Origin of the sequence: Variovorax sp. PAMC28562 (assembly GCF_014303735.1) — a bacterium.
In the GTDB taxonomy this organism is placed as follows: domain Bacteria; phylum Pseudomonadota; class Gammaproteobacteria; order Burkholderiales; family Burkholderiaceae_C; genus Variovorax.
Map to the genome: position 1 here is coordinate 2,583,676 of NZ_CP060296.1, position 18,067 is coordinate 2,601,742.

Sequence of the window (18,067 nt, forward strand, 5' to 3'; positions counted from 1 at the left end):
GGCGTCAGTTGCCGGAAGAGGAGCCGGACGGCTGCCACTGCGCCCGCGTGCGGCTTGCCTCGGCGATCGCGTTTTCCAGCGCCTGAGAATCGCCCGAAGCAATCAGCGCCTCGAATTGCGTCAGCTGCTTTCGGAAGGCCTGCGACTGCAGCAGCACCTGCTCGCGGTTGGCCAGCAAGATGTCGCGCCACACGGCAGGGTCGCTGGCGGCGATGCGCGAAAAGTCGCGAAAACCCGGCCCTGCCAGCGCCATGAAGCGCGCGCCGTGCGGGTGCGCCGCAATTGCGTTGGTAAAAGCGAAAGCGACCAGATGCGGCAAGTGGCTGACCGCGGCGAGAGCCAAATCATGATCCTGGTGGGTCATCGTGACGACGTGCGCGCCGATGTCGGTCCAGACCTGAGACGCGCGCTGAACCTTCGAGCGAAGCGTTGACTTGACTGGCGTGAGCACCACCTGGCGGCCAGCATAGAGGGCTGCATCGGCGTGCTCGATGCCGGCCACTTCCTTGCCGGCAATCGGATGCGATGGAACGAAGCTGGAAAACTGGTCTTGCAATCCGCGCCGCGCAGCATCGATCACGTCGCCCTTGGTCGAGCCGACATCCATGATCAGCGTGTCGGGCGCAAGGCCGTGCCGGATCGCCTTGAACGTGGCCTCGGATGCCGCCACGGGTACCGCGATCAGCACCAGGTCGGCACCCGATACGGCAAGCAGCGCGGAGGGCGCTGCAACGTCGATGACGCCGAGTTGTCTTGCACGCTCCGTGGTTGACGGCGACTTGCTGTAGCCGACCACGCGCTTTACCAGCTTGGCGCGTTTCAACGCCAGCGCGAACGAACCGCCCATGAGTCCGCAGCCGATCAAACCGAGTTGCTCGAACATTGCGGCGTCAGGCGTTCACGGGGTAGGCGCCCAGCATTTTGTAGAACGCGCACGTGGTGCGCAGTTCGGCAAGTGCGGCGGCGACATTGGGTTGCAGCGGATGACCGTCCAGGTCGATGTAGAAGTAGTACTCCCACTGGCCCGTGCGCGCGGGCCGCGACTCGAATCGCGTCATCGAAACACCGTGCGTCTTGAGCGGCACGAGCAGGTCGTGCAGTGCGCCAGGACGGTTAGTGACGGACACCACGAGGCTCGTGCAGTCGCGCCCCGAGACGGGCGGTGTCGCCAGCGTTTCGGGCAGGCAGATGATAGCGAAGCGCGTGCGGTTGTAGGCGTCGTCCTGAATAGCATGGGCAATGATGTGCAAGCCGAATCGCGTCGCAGCGCGCTCACTCGCGAGAGCAGCCCAGGCCGAGTTAGTGGAGGCCAGTCGCGCACCCTCAGCGTTGCTGGACACTGCGCGACGTTCTGCGTTCGGCAAATGCTTGGAAAGCCAGGTCTGGCACTGTGCCAGCGCTTGCGGGTGCGCCAGCACGACCTCTATGTCGTCCAGCACATTGGTCTTGCGCAACAGGTTGTGGCGGATCAGCAGGCTTACTTCGCCCACGACATGAGCGGGCGAATGCAAGAATAGATCGAGCGACCGCGTAACGACGCCCTCGGTCGAATTTTCAACCCCGACAACGCCGTATTGCGCGCTGCCTGCAGCAGTCGCATGGAATACCTCATCGAAGCTCGCGCAGTAGACTAGGTCGGCTGCGCCGCCGAAGTATTCGATGGCAGCCTGTTCGCAGAACGTGCCTTCCGGCCCCAGCACGGCAACGCGTTGGGGCGATTCGAGCGCCAGGCACGCCGACATGATTTCGCGCCAGATCGCCGCCACATGCAGATCCTTCAGCGGACCCGCATTGGTGTGCTGCATCTTTTCGATGACTTGCGCGACGCGATCAGGCCTGAAGAATGGCGTGCCCTCGCGCTTCTTGATCTCACCCACCTGTTCGGCGACGTGTGCACGCTGGTTCAGCAGTCCGAGCAGTTGCTGATCGAGCGAATCGATCTGCACGCGCAGCCCCAAAAGGCTTTCGGAATTACGAACGGAAGGGTCGGACGGTGGAGCAGAGGCGGTCATCAAATCGAATTCGCAGCTGAATCAGGCGTGCGTTCGCTCGAATTCTCGCATGTAGCCCACCAGCGCCTGCACGCCCGCGAGCGGCATGGCGTTGTAAATACTGGCGCGCATTCCGCCGACCGATTTGTGGCCCTTCAACTGCAGCAATCCGGCGTCGCGGGCGCCTGCCAGGAACGCTTCGTTGCGGGTTTCGTCGCGCAGGAAGAACGGCACATTCATGCGTGAACGGCAGCTCGCGTCGACCTTGTTTTCATAGAACGCCGAACCGTCGACAAAGTCATAGAGCAAGCGGGCTTTGGTAGCGTTGCGTTGCTCCATCGCTGCAACGCCCGACAACTCGCCCTCGGTTTGATGCAGCAGCCATTGAAACGTGAGCCCCGCCACATAGATGCCCCAGGTCGGTGGCGTGTTGTACATCGAATGGTTGTCGGCAACCGTCTTGTAGTTGAATGCGCTCGGGCAGATATTCAGCGCGCGATCGAGCAAGTCATCGCGCACCACGACGATCGTCAGGCCGGCCGGACCGAGATTCTTTTGCGCGCCGCCAAACGCGAGGCCGACGCGACTCCAGTCGACGCTGCGCGACGCGACGTGCGATGAAAAGTCGATGATGAGCGGCGCCTTGCAACCGAGTGCCGCCAAGTCGGGCAATTCCTGGAACTCGACGCCATTGATGGTTTCGTTGGTGCACACGTGCACGTACGAAGTGTCACTTGTGAGCTTCCAGGTCGATGGCTCGGGAAGTCGCGTGTGGCCGTCCGCGGCGTTACTGGCAGCGATGTTCCCAGTGCAGTAGCGCTGCGCCTCTTTGTGCGACTTCACGCTCCAACTGCCGGTGACGACGAAGTCGGCGGTCGTGCCACGCGAAAGGTTCAGAGGAACGATCGCGTTTTCACCCAAACCGCCACCTTGCATGAACAGGACGCGGAAGTTGGAGGGCACCGCGAGCAGCGTGCGGAAGTCCGCCTCCGCCTGTGTCGCGATCACACCAAACTCCTTGCCGCGATGGCTCATCTCCATCACGCCCATGCCACTGCCGTGCCAATTGAGCATTTCTTCGGCGGCGCGCTGGAGCACCGTCTCCGGCATCGCGGCCGGACCGGCGGAGAAGTTATAGGGGCGCGTCATCGCTATCGAGCGGGTCCTGATTACTTCTTGGCAGGCGCTTTGGCCGGTGGCGCAGGGCGGCTGGCAGCCGGTGCAGCGCCTCCGACCGGAGCGCCCAGAGCCTTGGCGACGTTCTCGTCGAGCGTCTTCATCTTCGGCTCGATGGTCGAACGCGTTTCTGCAACCAGCTTTTCGGTCAGCGCGGTCTGCATCTTCGGATTCAGTTCCTGGTACTTCTTGCTCAGCGGCGAGCTGATCCAGGCGACCAGTTGCTTCAGCTCGTCGGCGGTAAAACTCTGGTCCATGAGGGGGCCGAGCGCGTCAGGGGCGAGTGCGACGGCCTTGTCGCGCACGATGGGGTACGACTCGTCGAAATACTTCTTGAGCTCGGCATCGGCAGCCTTTGCGGCAGCCTCACGCTTGTCGGCGGGCACCTGCGTTTGAAGGTAAGCGGAACCGGCCTGAGCGATTGGGGCACTCGACTGTTCGACCAAACCGCGCGCAAGCGATTCGATTCCGGGGCGTTGCAGATCGATGAACTGCTTGATGAGCGGCGCCTTGTCCTGGGCCATGGCCATGGAACTTGCGGCCAACGCCGTGGTCAGCAGAGCGAGTTTGAATTTATTCACTGGGATTCTCCGTTGAAGATGAGGAAGTGTCGTCGGTGCCTGGCTCAAGCTCGGCCACGGCATCGTTTTCGACGATGCGTTGTAGACCGCTGAGTTTGGCGCCTTCATCGAGGCCGATCAGCGTGACGCCTTGCGTCGCGCGACCGAGTTCGCGAATTTCGGCGACACGGGTGCGAACGAGCACGCCCTTGTCGGTAATGAGCATGATTTCGTCGTCCGCGTGCACCAGAGTGGCGGCAACCACCTTGCCGTTGCGCTCGCTCTGTTGAATCGCGATCATGCCTTTGGTTCCGCGACCATGACGCGTGTATTCGGTAATGCTTGTGCGCTTTCCGTAACCATTCGCTGTTGCCGTCAGCACGCTTTGTTGCTCGTCTTCCGCCACCAACATGGCGATAACGCCCTGGCCGTCTTCGAGCATCATGCCGCGCACACCGCGTGCATTGCGGCCCATCGGGCGTACGTCGTTTTCGTCGAAGCGAACCGCTTTGCCGCCGTCTGAGAAAAGCATGACGTCGTGTTTGCCGTCCGTCAGTGCGGCACCGACCAGATAGTCGCCCGGATCGAGGTCGACGGCAATGATGCCGGCCTTGCGCGGGTTGTTGAACTCGTCGAGCGTTGTCTTCTTGACCGTTCCCATCGAGGTCGACATAAACACGTATTGATCGGCAGGGAAGGTGCGCTTTTCGCCGGTCAGCGCCAGCACGACGTTGATTTTTTCGCCTTCTTGCAGCGGGAACATGTTGACGATCGGTCGTCCGCGCGACCCGCGTGAACCCGCCGGGACTTCCCAGACCTTGAGCCAGTACAGTCGGCCGCGGTTCGAGAAGCACAGGATGTAGTCGTGCGTGTTGGCGATGAAGAGCTGGTCGATCCAGTCGTCCTCTTTCGTCGCCGTGGCCTGCTTGCCGCGGCCGCCACGCTTCTGGGCCCGGTACTCACCGAGAGGCTGGCTCTTTATATAGCCGCTGTGCGAAAGCGTCACCACCATGTCGGTCGGCGTGATCAGGTCTTCGGTCGACAGGTCGAAAGCGCTGTGCTCGATCTGGCTGCGGCGCGCGCCGAGCTTGGTCTGTCCGAATTCCTGTTTGATGGTCGCAAGTTCGTCGCCGATGATGGTCGAAACGCGTTCCGGCTTGGCCAGAATGTCGAGCAGGTCGTCAATCTCGGACATCACCTCTTTGTACTCGGAGACGATCTTGTCCTGCTCGAGGCCGGTCAGGCGCTGCAGGCGCATTTGCAGGATTTCCTGGGCCTGCGTTTCAGACAAACGGTACAGACCGTCGCCGCCCATGCCGAACTCGGCTTCCAGCCCGTCAGGCCGATAGTCGTCGGCGTTGATCACACCGCCGTCGGCGCGTGTGCGGGTGAGCATTTCGCGCACGAGCTTGCTGTCCCACGGGCGCGCCATCAGCTCGGACTTGGCCACCGGCGGCGTTGGCGCATTGCGGATGATCGCAATAAATTCGTCGATGTTCGCGAGTGCGACGGCAAGGCCTTCCAGCACATGGCCGCGTTCGCGGGCTTTGCGCAAGGTGTAGACGGTGCGGCGCGTCACCACTTCGCGGCGGTGCGTCAGGAAGACCTCGATCAGATCTTTCAAGCTGCACAGCTTGGGCTGACCGTCGATCAGCGCGACCATGTTGATCCCGAAAGTGTCCTGTAGCTGGGTCTGCTTGTAGAGGTTGTTCAGCACGACCTCCGGCACTTCACCGCGCTTGAGCTCGATCACCAGCCGCATGCCCGACTTGTCGGACTCGTCCTGGATGTGGCTGATGCCTTCGATCTTCTTTTCGTGGACCAGCTCGGCCATACGCTCCTGAAGCGTCTTCTTGTTCACTTGATAAGGCAGCTCGTCGACGATGATCGACTGCCGCTGACCGCGGTCGATGTCCTCGAAGTGGCAGCGGGCGCGCATCACGACCTTGCCGCGTCCGGTGCGGTACCCGTCCTTGATGCCGTTGATGCCGTAGATGATCCCGGCGGTAGGGAAGTCGGGTCCCGGAATGATCTCCATGAGCTCGTCGATCGAGGCGGTCGGGTTACGCAGCAAATGCAGGCAAGCGTCGACCACTTCGTTCAGGTTATGCGGAGGGATGTTGGTGGCCATACCCACCGCAATTCCGCCGGCGCCATTGACCAGCAAATTGGGTAGCTTGCTCGGCAGAACAGCAGGCTCCCTTTCGGAACCGTCGTAATTGTCCTGAAAATCGATCGTTTCCTTGTCGATATCGGCCAGCATTTCGTGCGCAATTTTTGCGAGCCGAATTTCGGTATATCGCATTGCCGCGGCCATATCGCCGTCGACCGATCCGAAATTACCTTGGCCGTCGACCAGCATGTGGCGCATCGAAAAGTTCTGCGCCATGCGAACGATGGTGTCGTAGACCGACTGGTCGCCGTGCGGGTGGTACTTGCCGATGACGTCGCCGACGATACGGGCCGACTTCTTGTACGGCCGGTTCCAGTCGTTGTTGAGTTCGTGCATCGCGAAAAGCACGCGCCGATGCACTGGTTTTAGGCCGTCGCGCGCATCGGGCAGTGCGCGACCGACGATCACGCTCATCGCGTAATCCAGGTAGCTGCGGCGCATCTCCTCTTCGAGACTAATAGGTAAGGTTTCTTTGGCGAACGAGGTCATGGGTGGCACGCAGACAGCAAGGAGGCGAAATTTTACGCTTCACGGGGTGTCGCACCGCCGCAACACAAGGCGGCTATTCGGCCTCTGTCCTACGATTCCAAGGGCGCCAGCGAGCTGTTTGCCAAAGACCCTATGGCACAATCGCCTCAACGTTTTGGGTGGTGGTCACTTAAAACGTCCTTGATTCGCAGCGCGGCTGCGGCTTTTTCCCCAAGAGGAGAACCATGAAGAAACTGAATAAAGTAGCGATGACGTTTGCAGTCGCTGCGCTCGCCACGGCCGCCGGCGCGCAGACGCGTGTTACCGCTGCTGATGGTGGTGCCGTGATCGACAACTGGCAAAACAGCACGAACGAACTGGTGTGGAAGAACGGCACCAACGAACTCTGCTGGCGCGATGCCAACTGGACGCCCGCAACGGCTGCCAAGGGTTGCGATGGTGCGCTCGTCCCCGCTGCCCCTCCTGTTGCTGGTGTCGTGCCCGCAGCGCCCGGTGCAGCTCCAGCGCCGCCGGCAGTTGCCGCATCGAAGGTTACCTTCGCTGCCGATGCATTCTTCGACTTCGACAAGTCGGTCCTGAAGCCTGAAGGTCGCGCCAAGCTGACCGACTTGGTCTCCAAGATCCGTGGCGTCAACCTCGAAGTGATCATTGCTGTCGGTCATACCGATTCGATCGGCACCGTGCCTTACAACCAGCGTCTGTCGGTCCGCCGCGCCGAAGCTGTCAAGGCATTCCTGGTCTCCCAAGGTATCGAACGCAACCGCGTTTACACCGAAGGCAAGGGCGAGTCGCAACCTGTTGCCGACAACAAGACCAAAGAAGGTCGCGCCAAGAACCGCCGCGTGGAAATCGAAGTGGTCGGTACCCGCGCCAACTGATTCGAAAGAATCGGCTGAAAACGAACCCCGCCTTGGCGGGGTTTTTTTTATGCCTGACAGCCACACGTTTGTCCCGCTTCATAATCCGGTTATGACCGAAACAGTGAATGCCGACCCCGCCGAACTCGCCAAATTCTCGGAGCTCGCGCACCGTTGGTGGGATTTGGAGAGCGAATTCAAACCGCTTCACGAAATCAATCCATTGCGACTCGAATGGATCGATGCAATCGTGCCCGTACGCGGCAAGCGAGTCCTGGATGTCGGCTGTGGAGGTGGAATTCTTGCCGACTCGATGGCCCGCAAAGGGGCGGATGTGCTTGGCGTCGATCTTGCCGAAAAGGCACTCAAAGTCGCCCAATTGCACGCGCTGGAAGCCGGTACCCGAAGCGTCCAGTACCGGGAAGTCAGCGCCGAGGCGCTCGCGGCAGAACAGCCGGGCGCCTTCGATGTCGTGACGTGCATGGAAATGCTGGAGCATGTGCCTGAACCCGGCTCGGTCGTGCAAGCCTGCGCCAACTTGGTGAAGCCGGGCGGCTGGGTCTTTTTCTCTACGATCAACCGCAGTCCGAAGTCTTTCCTGTTCGCCATCGTCGGAGCCGAATACCTGCTGGGTTTGCTTCCCCGCGGCACGCACGAGTACCAGAAGATGATCCGCCCCAGCGAGTTGGCGGCACATTGCAGGGCGGCCGGGTTGGATCTCCGGCAGACGCGCGGCATGGAACACAACCCGCTGACCCGTCGCTATTGGCTCAGCGCCGACACAAGCGTGAACTACATGTTCGCTACGCAAAAGCCGTTGGCGGTTGAAGCCTGATGTTGACCAGCGATATCAAGGCCGTTTTGTTCGACCTGGACGGCACGTTGATCGACAGCGCGCCTGATCTCGGTGCTGCCGCCGATGAGATGCGCACCGACCGCGGCATGGCTTCGATCCCATTGGATCGATACCGCCCAATGGCGGGCGCCGGTGCCCGCGGCATGCTCGGTGTGGCCTTCGACATCACACCGGACGCGATGGAGTTTCTTACCTTGAGGGAAGAGTTTTTCGTCAAGTACGAAAACCGGATGCTGAGGAATACGCTGGCTTTCGACGGGGTGCCCGAGCTCATCGCAGCGCTGACATTCAGAGGCATTCCCTGGGGCGTCGTGACCAACAAATCGGCGCGCTTTACCGGTCCGCTCACCGGCGCGATGCCATTGTTCGCAACTGCGGGTGCTGTCGTCAGCGGTGACACCACGCCGTTCTCCAAGCCGCATCCGGAGCCCTTGTTTGAAGCGGCCCGTCGATTGGGGGTAGACCCGGCTGCATGCGTGTATGTGGGCGACGACGAGCGCGACATCGTTGCAGGCCGCGCTGCGGGAATGTGGACGGTAGCGGCGACTTACGGCTATATGGGCGCGCAAGCTGACGTGACGCTCTGGCAGGCCGATGCCACCATCTCTTTTCCAATGGCGCTCCTGGCGCTCTTGAAGCGGGCGAATAAGGCCTAAAATAGGTCGCTTGGGGCTGCACTGGTTTCGACGTGGGTTCGGAATCGCAGTGGTGCATGTCGAGCTGAATGCGCTCGTAAAACAGATTCAAACAAACTAACTGCAAACGACGAACGTTTCGCACTCGCCGCTTAATTGCCGGTGAGCTTTGCAACAGCAGGCCGATGGGCTGGGCAAGGGGGCTTTAGAGCAATCTAGAACCTCCCGGCTGCAAAGATAATTACATGGGCTGGCTCCGATCCGGGTACCTTGGGTCGGGGCAAGAAAATAGGGTGCTGGCGGCCGGTGTAGCGTGCGACTGCGCGACATCGGTGGCGAGACTTAAATCAGATCGCTAAACATGTAGATCTGCGCGATGAAGGCTTGCGGACGGGGGTTCAAATCCCCCCAGCTCCACCACTTTCCCTGATGGGCCAACCTTTACCGGTTGGCCCTTTCTCGTGGCGCGGCCGGGGCTCCCTTGATACCGCGTCCTCCATAGCCTCGATGAGCCGCGGTTGGCGCGGCTATAGTCAGTCGGGTTTCGGCGGGGTTCCTCGCCAACTTCGATGACCAGGATCGCCATGTCGGAAACACTGACCTCCGCACTCACCCGGTACTACGACTCGGTGCCGTACGACTCCCACCCGTTTCCCCAAACGGCGGTGGAACACCTCGAAGCGCTGGCGTACATGTTCGGACTCGATGCACCGCGGCCGGAGCACGCGCGCGTGCTCGAACTCGGTTGTGCCTCGGGCGGCAACCTCATCCCTTTCGCTTCCAGGCATTCGGAAGCCACTGCGCTGGGCATCGACCTCTCGACGGTGCAGATCTCGCAGGGTGTCGACGCGATCCGGCTGTCGGGCCTTGCCAATGTCACGCTGCGCGCCTTCGACATCGCTGCAATCGATGCTTCGTTCGGGCAGTTCGATTACATCGTCTGCCACGGCGTCTACAGCTGGGTGCCGCCCGAAGTGCAGAACGCCATTCTTCGCGTCTGCTCAGAGAATCTCGCGCCGAATGGCGTCGCATACATCAGCTACAACGTTTATCCGGGCTGGAAGGCCCGTGAGATCGTGCGCGACGCGATGATTCTGCGCGGCGCGCCGCGTGACGAGCCCGACGAGAAGCTCTCTTATGCGCGCGGCATGCTGGAGTTTCTGGAGCAATCGGCTCGGCCCGACAGCGTGCTCAAGAAGACGCTCGAAGAGACGATGCCGATCGTTCGCAGCGCGAACAGCTCGTATCTGCTGCACGAGTTTCTCGAGCCCTGCAATGCGCCGTGCTATTTCAAGCAGTTCGTCGAGCGTGCCGGTGTCCACGGTCTGGCTTACCTGGCCGATGCCGAGCCCTCGTCGATGTTCGTCCAGAACTACGGCGAGAAGGTTCGCGATCCGCTGTTGCGCGAGTGCGGCGGCAGCCAAGTTTTGATGGAGCAGTACCTCGACTTTCTGGTCAACCGGACGTTCAGGCAGACGCTGCTGGTTAAGCAGGAACGAGCCGGCGATATTCGCTACCGCCTCGATCCCGAACGCAACGGCAAGCTCGAATATGCGGGGACCTTCAGCGCGCAAGACGGCACGCCGCTGACCCTCGACAACCGCGAGCAGCCCTGCAATGCGATGCGCAACCTGAAGGTGACGTTGCGCCTGCCAGTGCACAAGGCGGTCGCGCAAGTGCTCGATGAAAGCTATCCCGCCACGGTGTCGACCGACGCGCTCATCGCTGCGGTAGCCGAGCGCACAGGTGATCTGCGAACCTCTGTCGAGCCCTTTGTTGCGGGCATGCTCGAAGAGTTGCTGATTCTCGGTGCGGTGCGGATACGGCGAGGCTCCAAGACGGCGGCCAAGGCTGTTTCGGATCGTCCTGTCGCGTTGGCGGCAATTCGTCGTGCACCCGGCTTGGCGCTGACCGCCGGACCTGCTGCCAGCGTCTGCAACCAATGGCATGAACCCGTGGCGCTGTCGTTGCTCGAGCGCTGCCTGTTGCCGCTGCTCGATGGCTCGAATTCCCACGAAGCATTGGCAGAGCATCTCGCCAGCGAAGCGCGCGCCGAGAGGCTTCGCTTCATCAAGGATGACAAGCCGATCACCGATGGCCATGCTCTCAAGGAGTTCACGCTGAAGCAGGTCGAGCTGGCGCTGGCGGATTTGCGGCGCAAGGCGTTGCTCGTTGCATGAGCGTTTGCGGTATCGTGTCTCTAAAGGCGACGACAGGCGACTTGAGACGAGCGAGATGGCGATGTGCAGTTGCCGCCGTCCTTGTCTTTTGGAGCGCAACATCGCAGCAGGCCGATGCGGCGTCGCACGCGCCGGTAGCCGCCCAAAACGGCATGATCGTTTCGGCGCAGCACCTGGCGACGAAGGTCGGTGTCGAAGTGCTGAAGCGCGGCGGCAATGCTGTCGATGCTTCGGTCGCGGTCGGCTATGCACTGGCGGTGGTCTATCCGGCGGCCGGCAACCTGGGGGGTGGCGGCTTCATGACATTGGAGCTGGCGGACGGTCGCAAGACCTTTCTGGACTTTCGCGAAAAAGCACCCTTGGCCGCAACCGCAGACATGTACCTGGACCGCGCCGGTAACGTTGTCGATGGGCTGAGCACGCGCGGCCATTTGGCGGTCGCCATTCCCGGTACCGTGTCGGGGCTCGAGTTCGCGCGCTCGAAGTACGGCACCATGCCGCGCGGCGCCCTGATCGCGCCGGCGATCGCGCTGGCAGAGCGTGGTTTCGCACTGGGGCAGGGCGACATCGACATGCTTCGGACGGCTACCGATGCCTTCAGAAAAGACGCCGCGTCGGCCGCAATATTTCTCAACAACGACGAACCCTTTGTGGTCGGCCAGAAGATCGTGCAGAAAGATCTGGCGACGACGCTCAAAGCCATCAGTCGCAACGGCACAAACGGGTTTTACAAGGGTCCTGTCGCGGCCGCCATCGTTGCGTCGAGCCGCGCAGGCAAGGGGCTCATCACACAGGCCGATCTCGACCAATACCAGACGCGCGAGCTGGCGCCCATTGAGTGCGACTACCGCGGCTACCACGTGATATCGGCGCCGCCACCGAGTTCCGGCGGCGTCATCATCTGCGAGATGCTGAACGTGCTCGAAGGCTATCCGCTGAAAGAGTTGGGCTACCGCTCTGCGCAGGCCGTGCACTACCAGATCGAGGCGATGCGGCATGCCTACGTCGACCGCAATAGTTACCTCGGCGACCCGGACTTCGTGAAGAACCCGCTCGACCGGTTGCTCGACAAGGCTTATGCCGGGAAGATCCGCGCTGCGATCGACCCGAAGAAGGCCGGCATTTCGCAAGACATCAAGCATGGCGTGGCGCCGCACGAAGGCAGCAACACCACCCACTACTCCATCATGGATCGGTGGGGCAACGCGGTGTCGGTGACCTACACGCTGAACGACTGGTTCGGTGCCAAGGTCACGGCCGCAAAGACCGGCGTCTTGCTGAACAACGAAATGGACGACTTCACCTCGAAAGTTGGCGTGCCCAACATGTACGGGCTGATACAAGGCGAAGCCAATGCGATCGCGCCTGGCAAGCGTCCGCTGAGTTCGATGAGCCCGACCATCGTCAGCAAAGACGGCAAGCCGGTGCTGGTGCTCGGCACGCCGGGCGGCAGCCGGATCATCACGGCGGTACTGCTGACGATCGTGAACATCATCGACTATGGCATGAACGTGCAGGAGGCCGTCGATGCCCCGCGCTTTCATCAGCAGTGGATGCCCGACGAGACCAGTGCCGAACCTTACGTCTTCAGTCCGGACACCCTGAAATTGCTGACCGAGATGGGTCACCGTTTCACCACCCCGCAACCTGCCAATCACATGGCTGCCATCCTCGTCGGGGCACCGTCGCTTGGCGGCAAACCGGTTGGCAACAACCGCTTTTATGGCGCCAACGACCCGCGACGAAACACGGGTCTGGCCCTCGGATACTGACAAGTGCAACTGCAAGAAATTCTCTACACCCAAGGCTTCGGCACGCGGCGCGTTTGCGCAGGGCTGGTCCAGCAGGGCTACGTCATCATCGGCGGCGCCGTGATCGTCGATCCTTCAGCCGACATCGACGTCGCCGGCCTTCAATTCACGGTGCAGGGCAAGGCGTGGGAGTACCACGACAAGGCTTACCTCATGCTTCACAAGCCGAGCGGCACCGAGTGTTCGCAAAAGCCTTCGACCTACCCGAGCATCTACACATTGCTGCCTTCGCCCTTGAGGCTTAGGCCCAATAAAGGTGCAGTGCAGGGCGTACAGGCTGTCGGGCGGCTCGACCAGGACACGACCGGGCTGCTGCTGATGACCGACGACGGCCATTTCATCCATCGCATGGGTTCACCAAAGCACCATGTTCCCAAGGTCTACGAGGTGACGACCAAGCATCCCGTCGATGCCGCCCAGGTCGATAAGTTGCTGGCTGGCGTTGTACTCGACGACGATCCGAAGCCCGTGCGCGCGGCCGCCTGTGAAGCCACCGGCGAGCTGCAATTGCGCCTGACATTGACCGAAGGCAAGTACCACCAGGTCAAGCGAATGGTCGCTGCGGTGGGCAACCGCGTCGAGGCATTGCATCGTTCGCGAATCGGCTCGCTCGTGTTGACAGACGCCTTGCCGGCGGGCCAGTGGCGCTGGCTCGCCGCCGACGAGGTCGAGGCACTTCGAAGCTCACGCTGACGTCAGCCAATGGGCAGGGTCGACCGTTAAAATGGAAGACTTTCTTTCGGACTCATTCTTTTGCGCTCTCTTGTCCTGCCGACCGGCCGCTTCGCGGGCTTTTTGTTGCTGTGTGCCGTTGTCGTGGCACCCCTCTTTCAGCCGGTCGTCGCCACCGAGCTTCCGCCGATCTTTGTTCTGAATTCGCTCGACGCCAGCGTCAGCGTCATCAGTCCCGACGACTGGACCGAAAAGCAGCGCATCACGACCGGCAAGGAGCCGCATCACATCTACATGACGCCAGACGAAAAGTCGGTCATCGTGGCGAATTCGGCGGGTGATTCCCTGACGTTTTTGAACCCGCGCACGGCCGAAGTGCAACGTGTGGTCTACGGCATCATCGATCCGTACCAGCTGCAGTTCTCGCGCGACATGAAGTGGTTCGTCACAGCCGGTAACCGCCTCAATCACGTCGATATCTACCGCTGGGACGGCAAGGACCTGAAGCTGGCCAAGCGCATCCCGACCGGCAAGACGCCGAGCCACATCTGGATCGACGGCACCAGCACGATCGCCTATGTGACGATGCAGGACAGCGACGAGTTGATCTCGATCGACCTCGCCACGCAGGCCATCCGCTGGCGTACACCCACGGGCGCGATGCCGGCCGATATTTTCGGCATCCATGGCGGTAAGACGCTGCTGGTCGGGCTTACCGGAGGCGATAGCGTTCAGGTGTTCGACGTGGCGGGTGCGGAACCCAAGCTGGTTGGCAAGATCCCGACCGGCAAGGGCGCGCATGCCTTCCGCGCGGCTGGCGACGGACGAAGTGTTTTCATCAGCAACCGCGTGGCCAACACGATCAGCCGTATCGACATTCAAACGCTCAAGGTGACCGACGAATATCCCGTGCCTGGCGGCCCGGATTGCATGGACGTGTCCGCCGACGGCAAGACTTTGTATGTGACTTCGCGCTGGGCCAAGAAACTCAGCATCGTCGATTTGGCGAGCCACAAGGTGATTCGGCAAATCAACGTGGGGCGTTCGCCTCACGGTGTCTGGACGCTGGACCATGCCAAGCTCTATTAAGTTCGCGAGTGTTTTTGTCGCACTCATCGCTGCCTGCGCGATGCCGGTGAGTGCAGTAGCGCAAGGCACTCCAGGCACCCAGAACACCTGCGAAAAACCCGTCTACCTGACCCTCGACACCGGCCACATGGGCATCGCCCCACTGGTAGCCGACGTGCTTAAGCGCCAAAACGTGCGGGTCACGTTCTTCGCCGCGGCCGAACGCACGCAGACCGATGGCGACAGCCTCGACAACCATTGGGCCGCATGGTGGAAGGCGAGGGCGGCCGAAGGCAACGAGTTCGGCTCGCACACCTATGACCATGTCTATTGGCGCAGCGACGAGAAAAGCGTCGAACCGCGTTTCCGCGTGCGGCCCTCGGCCGGCGCATTCGCCGGTCGTGAGTTCACCTGGAGCGCGGCGGAGTACTGCGAGAACATCGCGAAGTCGTCGGAGCGATTGGCGTTGATCACGGGAAAGAAGCCGCTGCCGTTGTTTCGCGCACCGGGTGGCAAGACCTCTCCGAAGTTGCTCGCCGCAGCCCGCGCTTGCGGCTTCGCTCATGTCGGCTGGGCGCCAGAAGGCTTCCTCGGTGACGAACTGCCGAGCGAAACGTTCAGCAACGAGAAACTGCTCGCGCAGTCGCTCGCCACGATCAAGCCGGGCGATATCCTGCTCGCGCACCTGGGCATCTGGTCGCGCAAGGACCCGTGGGCGCCGGCCGATCTGGAGCCGCTCATCGTCGGTCTCAAGGCCAAGGGCTTCTGCTTCGAAACGCTGCGCCAGCATCCGGATTACCGCGCCTGGATCGCGGCCCATCCTTGACCAGCTGACATCATGGTCGAGTGGCTTACAGATCACTTTTCGGCGCTGCAGGGCTGGTTCTTCGAGTCGGCCGTGCAGCCACTCGTTTATGCCGTCGGTCTCGGTGGCTGGACCGAAGACGCTTTCGACGCAACGGGTTGGCTGCTGGTCGGGCTGATCCAGATTCTGGTGCTGCTGGCAGTCATCGGGCCACTGCAACGCTGGCGGCCGGCCGAGCTGGTGGTCGACAAGCGCGCCATTCGCACCGACATTCTGTACACGTTGATCCACCGGCTCGGGTTTTTCAGGCTCGCGATCTTTTTCCTGCTGCAGCCGGTGTTCGACGATGCACTCGGCAGCCTGCGTGGGTCCGGCTGGGGCACGCTGCATCTCGATGAACTGTGGCCGGGCGTTACCGACGTGCCGTGGATCGCTTTTGCGATGTACCTCGTGGTGCTGGACTTCGTCGAATACCTGATCCATCGCGGTCAACATGGCTTCACCTGGTGGTGGGGCCTGCATTCGTTGCACCACTCGCAGCAGCAGATGACGATGTGGAGCGACAACCGCAACCACCTGCTCGACGACGTGATCCACGACATCATCATCGTGGTCGTGGCGCAGCTGATCGGTGTGGCGCCGGGCCAGTTCATTGCCGTGGTCGCTTTCACACAGCTGAGCGAGAGCCTCCAACATGCCAACTTGAGATTGAGCTTCGGCGCCATCGGCGAGCGGCTGTGGATCAGCCCACGCTTTCACCGGCTGCATCACAGCATCGGTCTCGGGCACGAGTCTGGCGGTGCAAAGACTTTGGGCGGGCACAACTTCGGCGTGCTGCTGCCCTGGTGGGACATGCTATTTCGCACCGTCAACTTCGAGCCGCGCTACGACGCGACAGGCATTCGCGATCAGATCGAGCCTGACGCATCCGGGCAGCTGCGCGACTACGGCCGCGGCTTTTGGGCGCAGCAATTGTTCGCGCTGAAGCGCATGGTGGGCCGCGGCTGACGACGACTGAAGCAGTTGTTTATTCGCCAGCGTTATCCTCTCGGCCGATGCGTTTACTCCTCGATTCCTTTTGGCGCGCCGTCGCCTACTGCCTGCGGCCTCGCGTGATGCTGCTGTCCTTTCTGCCGCTTGTCGTAATGGTGGTGCTGGCGGGCGGCATCGGCTATTTCTACTGGGCGCCTGCCGTTGCGTGGACGCGTGAAGCGCTTGACGCCTGGCCACTGTTGTCCAGCGTATGGGGCTGGATCGGCGGGCTCTTTTCGGCCGACCCGCGTACGTTCCTCGCGCCGCTTGCCGTGGTGCTCGCCAGCACGCCGTTGCTGGTCCTCGTGTCGCTCATCGTCGTTGCCGCCTTCATGGCGCCGGCTTTGACACGCCTCGTGGCGGAGCGTCGTTTTCCGGCGCTGGAGCAGAAGAAGGGCGCCTCGATGCTCGGCAGCATTGCGCGCTCCATCGGCGTCACTTTGTTGGCGCTGGTCGCGCTTATCGTGTCGATGCCGCTTTGGCTGATTCCGCCGCTCGTATTGATCCTGCCTCCGTTGATCTGGGGCTGGCTCACCTACCGCGTCATGAGTTTCGACGCGCTGGCCGAACACGCCAGTGCCGAAGAACGGGCCACCTTGCTGCGCACCCATCGGCTTCCGTTGCTCGGCATCGGCGTGCTGTGCGGTTACCTCGGCGCGGCGCCGAGCATCGTGTGGGCGTCCGGCATTCTTTTTGCGGCCGCTTTTTTCGTGCTGGTGCCGATCGCGATCTGGATCTATACCCTCGTGTTTGCGTTTTCTGCGCTCTGGTTCGCACATTACTGTCTCGATGCGCTCCACCAGTTGCGGGCACAGCGAGGGGCGCTGGCTGCCAACACTGCGGCTGTTCCGCTTCCTTCGATTTCCGATGCATCGGCTTCCCAATGGAGTTCCCCATGACCCGTCAATCCAGCCCCGGGGCCAAGCGCGCCTTCGGCCTCATCATCGTCGGCGACGAGATCCTGTCGGGCAAACGTGCCGACAAGCACATGCCCAAGGTCATCGAACTGCTTGCCGCACGCGGCCTGCCGCTGGCTTGGGCCGAATACGTCGGCGACGAGCCACTGCGCATCACGGCTGCTCTGGCACGGGCTTTCGCTTCCGGCGATATCGTCTTTTCGACCGGGGGCATCGGCGCCACGCCCGACGACCACACGCGCCAATGCGCTGCTGCGGCGCTCGGCGTGCCGCTCGTGCTGCACCCGGAGGCCGAGGTGCTGATCCGCGAGCGGATGCAAGACACGGCCCGAGAGTCGGGCGTGCCTTACGAGCCCGATCGCCCGGACAACGTGCACCGTTTGAACATGGGTGTGTTCCCGCTCGGCTCGAACATCATCGTCAACCCGTACAACAAGATTCCGGGCTTCAGCGTGGCCGACGTGCACTTCGTTCCTGGCTTTCCGGTGATGGCTTGGCCAATGATCGAATCGGTGCTCGACAGTCGCTACGTCGAGCTTTTTGCGCACGGCTCGGCGGCTGAAAAATCAGTCATCGTCTTCGGTGCGATGGAAGCCACCCTCACCCCGCTGATGGAAGCGATCGAGCGCACACACGCGGGCATCAAGGTTTTCAGCCTGCCCAGCGTCGACCATCCGACCTATGGGCGGCACATCGAATTGGGCGTTAAGGGCGATCCCGGCGAGATCGAGGCTGCGTATGCACAGCTTCTAGAAGGATTGCGCACCTTTGATGCGCGTCTTGGCCCTGAATTGGTGCGTTAATTGCGATTGCACCAAGAAGGCGAACGACTGCCTTCTTTTGGA

The 18,067-nt window shown here is 61.7% G+C and carries 16 protein-coding genes and 1 other RNA gene; 12 read left to right on the top strand and 5 right to left on the bottom strand.

Annotated features, from left to right (window positions below; translation table 11 throughout):
• Positions 1 to 4: 4 nt before the first annotated feature.
• Genes H7F36_RS12175 through gyrA form a run of 5 tightly spaced genes read right to left on the bottom strand, consistent with a single transcriptional unit; the run spans position 5 to position 6,389 of the window.
• The gene (locus tag H7F36_RS12175) at positions 5 to 883 is read right to left on the bottom strand and encodes a prephenate dehydrogenase (protein WP_187051072.1); all 879 of its coding nucleotides are present in this window, start codon (positions 881 to 883) and stop codon (positions 5 to 7) included.
• 7 nt (positions 884 to 890) lie between these two features.
• Positions 891 to 2,012 carry a prephenate dehydratase gene (gene pheA / locus H7F36_RS12180; RefSeq protein ID WP_187051073.1) on the bottom strand — a complete coding sequence of 374 codons (1,122 nt, stop codon included), beginning with the start codon at positions 2,010 to 2,012 and terminating at the stop codon, positions 891 to 893.
• A 21-nt stretch (positions 2,013 to 2,033) separates the two neighbouring features.
• The gene (gene serC / locus H7F36_RS12185) at positions 2,034 to 3,140 is read right to left on the bottom strand and encodes a 3-phosphoserine/phosphohydroxythreonine transaminase (RefSeq protein WP_187051074.1); all 1,107 of its coding nucleotides are present in this window, start codon (positions 3,138 to 3,140) and stop codon (positions 2,034 to 2,036) included.
• A gap of 20 nt (positions 3,141 to 3,160) precedes the next feature.
• Positions 3,161 to 3,748, bottom strand: a complete 588-nt coding sequence (locus tag H7F36_RS12190; protein ID WP_187051075.1) for a DUF2059 domain-containing protein — start codon at positions 3,746 to 3,748, stop codon at positions 3,161 to 3,163.
• On the bottom strand, positions 3,741 to 6,389 hold the full coding sequence (gyrA, locus tag H7F36_RS12195) for a DNA gyrase subunit A (protein ID WP_187051076.1): 2,649 nt from the start codon (positions 6,387 to 6,389) through the stop codon (positions 3,741 to 3,743). The genes H7F36_RS12190 and gyrA overlap by 8 nt, the downstream gene beginning before the upstream one ends.
• A gap of 224 nt (positions 6,390 to 6,613) precedes the next feature.
• Between gyrA and ompA the strand changes: the two genes are divergently transcribed.
• From ompA to H7F36_RS12255, 12 genes are all read left to right on the top strand, one after another.
• A complete protein-coding gene (ompA, locus tag H7F36_RS12200; RefSeq protein ID WP_187051077.1) occupies positions 6,614 to 7,267 on the top strand; it encodes an outer membrane protein OmpA in 654 nt (217 codons plus the stop codon).
• Positions 7,268 to 7,358: 91 nt separating this feature from the next.
• The gene (gene ubiG / locus H7F36_RS12205; protein ID WP_187051078.1) at positions 7,359 to 8,081 is read left to right on the top strand and encodes a bifunctional 2-polyprenyl-6-hydroxyphenol methylase/3-demethylubiquinol 3-O-methyltransferase UbiG; all 723 of its coding nucleotides are present in this window, start codon (positions 7,359 to 7,361) and stop codon (positions 8,079 to 8,081) included.
• Complete coding sequence (locus H7F36_RS12210) at positions 8,081 to 8,758, top strand: HAD-IA family hydrolase (RefSeq protein ID WP_187051079.1); 678 nt, start codon at positions 8,081 to 8,083, stop codon at positions 8,756 to 8,758. Before ubiG ends, H7F36_RS12210 begins: the two co-directional genes overlap by 1 nt.
• Before the next feature lie 12 nt (positions 8,759 to 8,770).
• Positions 8,771 to 9,157, top strand: a transfer-messenger RNA (tmRNA) gene (ssrA, locus tag H7F36_RS12215).
• A gap of 164 nt (positions 9,158 to 9,321) precedes the next feature.
• Positions 9,322 to 10,917, top strand: a complete 1,596-nt coding sequence (locus H7F36_RS12220) for a methyltransferase regulatory domain-containing protein (protein ID WP_187051080.1) — start codon at positions 9,322 to 9,324, stop codon at positions 10,915 to 10,917.
• Positions 10,914 to 12,689 (top strand): gamma-glutamyltransferase, encoded by a 1,776-nt coding sequence (gene ggt, locus H7F36_RS12225; protein ID WP_187051081.1) that lies wholly within the window; start codon positions 10,914 to 10,916, stop codon positions 12,687 to 12,689. The genes H7F36_RS12220 and ggt overlap by 4 nt, the downstream gene beginning before the upstream one ends.
• A gap of 3 nt (positions 12,690 to 12,692) precedes the next feature.
• Positions 12,693 to 13,421, top strand: a complete 729-nt coding sequence (locus H7F36_RS12230) for a pseudouridine synthase (RefSeq protein WP_187051082.1) — start codon at positions 12,693 to 12,695, stop codon at positions 13,419 to 13,421.
• A 60-nt stretch (positions 13,422 to 13,481) separates the two neighbouring features.
• The gene (locus H7F36_RS12235) at positions 13,482 to 14,489 is read left to right on the top strand and encodes a YncE family protein (protein ID WP_410003022.1); all 1,008 of its coding nucleotides are present in this window, start codon (positions 13,482 to 13,484) and stop codon (positions 14,487 to 14,489) included.
• A 40-nt stretch (positions 14,490 to 14,529) separates the two neighbouring features.
• Entirely contained in the window at positions 14,530 to 15,294 is a 765-nt protein-coding gene (locus H7F36_RS12240) for a polysaccharide deacetylase family protein (RefSeq protein WP_261802646.1), read from the top strand.
• Between the two features lie 12 nt (positions 15,295 to 15,306).
• Positions 15,307 to 16,281: a sterol desaturase family protein gene (locus H7F36_RS12245; protein WP_187051084.1), complete on the top strand. Its 975-nt coding sequence runs from the start codon at positions 15,307 to 15,309 to the stop codon at positions 16,279 to 16,281.
• 47 nt (positions 16,282 to 16,328) lie between these two features.
• Complete coding sequence (locus H7F36_RS12250; protein WP_187051085.1) at positions 16,329 to 17,204, top strand: EI24 domain-containing protein; 876 nt, start codon at positions 16,329 to 16,331, stop codon at positions 17,202 to 17,204.
• Positions 17,201 to 18,025, top strand: a complete 825-nt coding sequence (locus tag H7F36_RS12255; RefSeq protein WP_187051086.1) for a competence/damage-inducible protein A — start codon at positions 17,201 to 17,203, stop codon at positions 18,023 to 18,025. The genes H7F36_RS12250 and H7F36_RS12255 overlap by 4 nt, the downstream gene beginning before the upstream one ends.
• Positions 18,026 to 18,067: the final 42 nt, after the last annotated feature.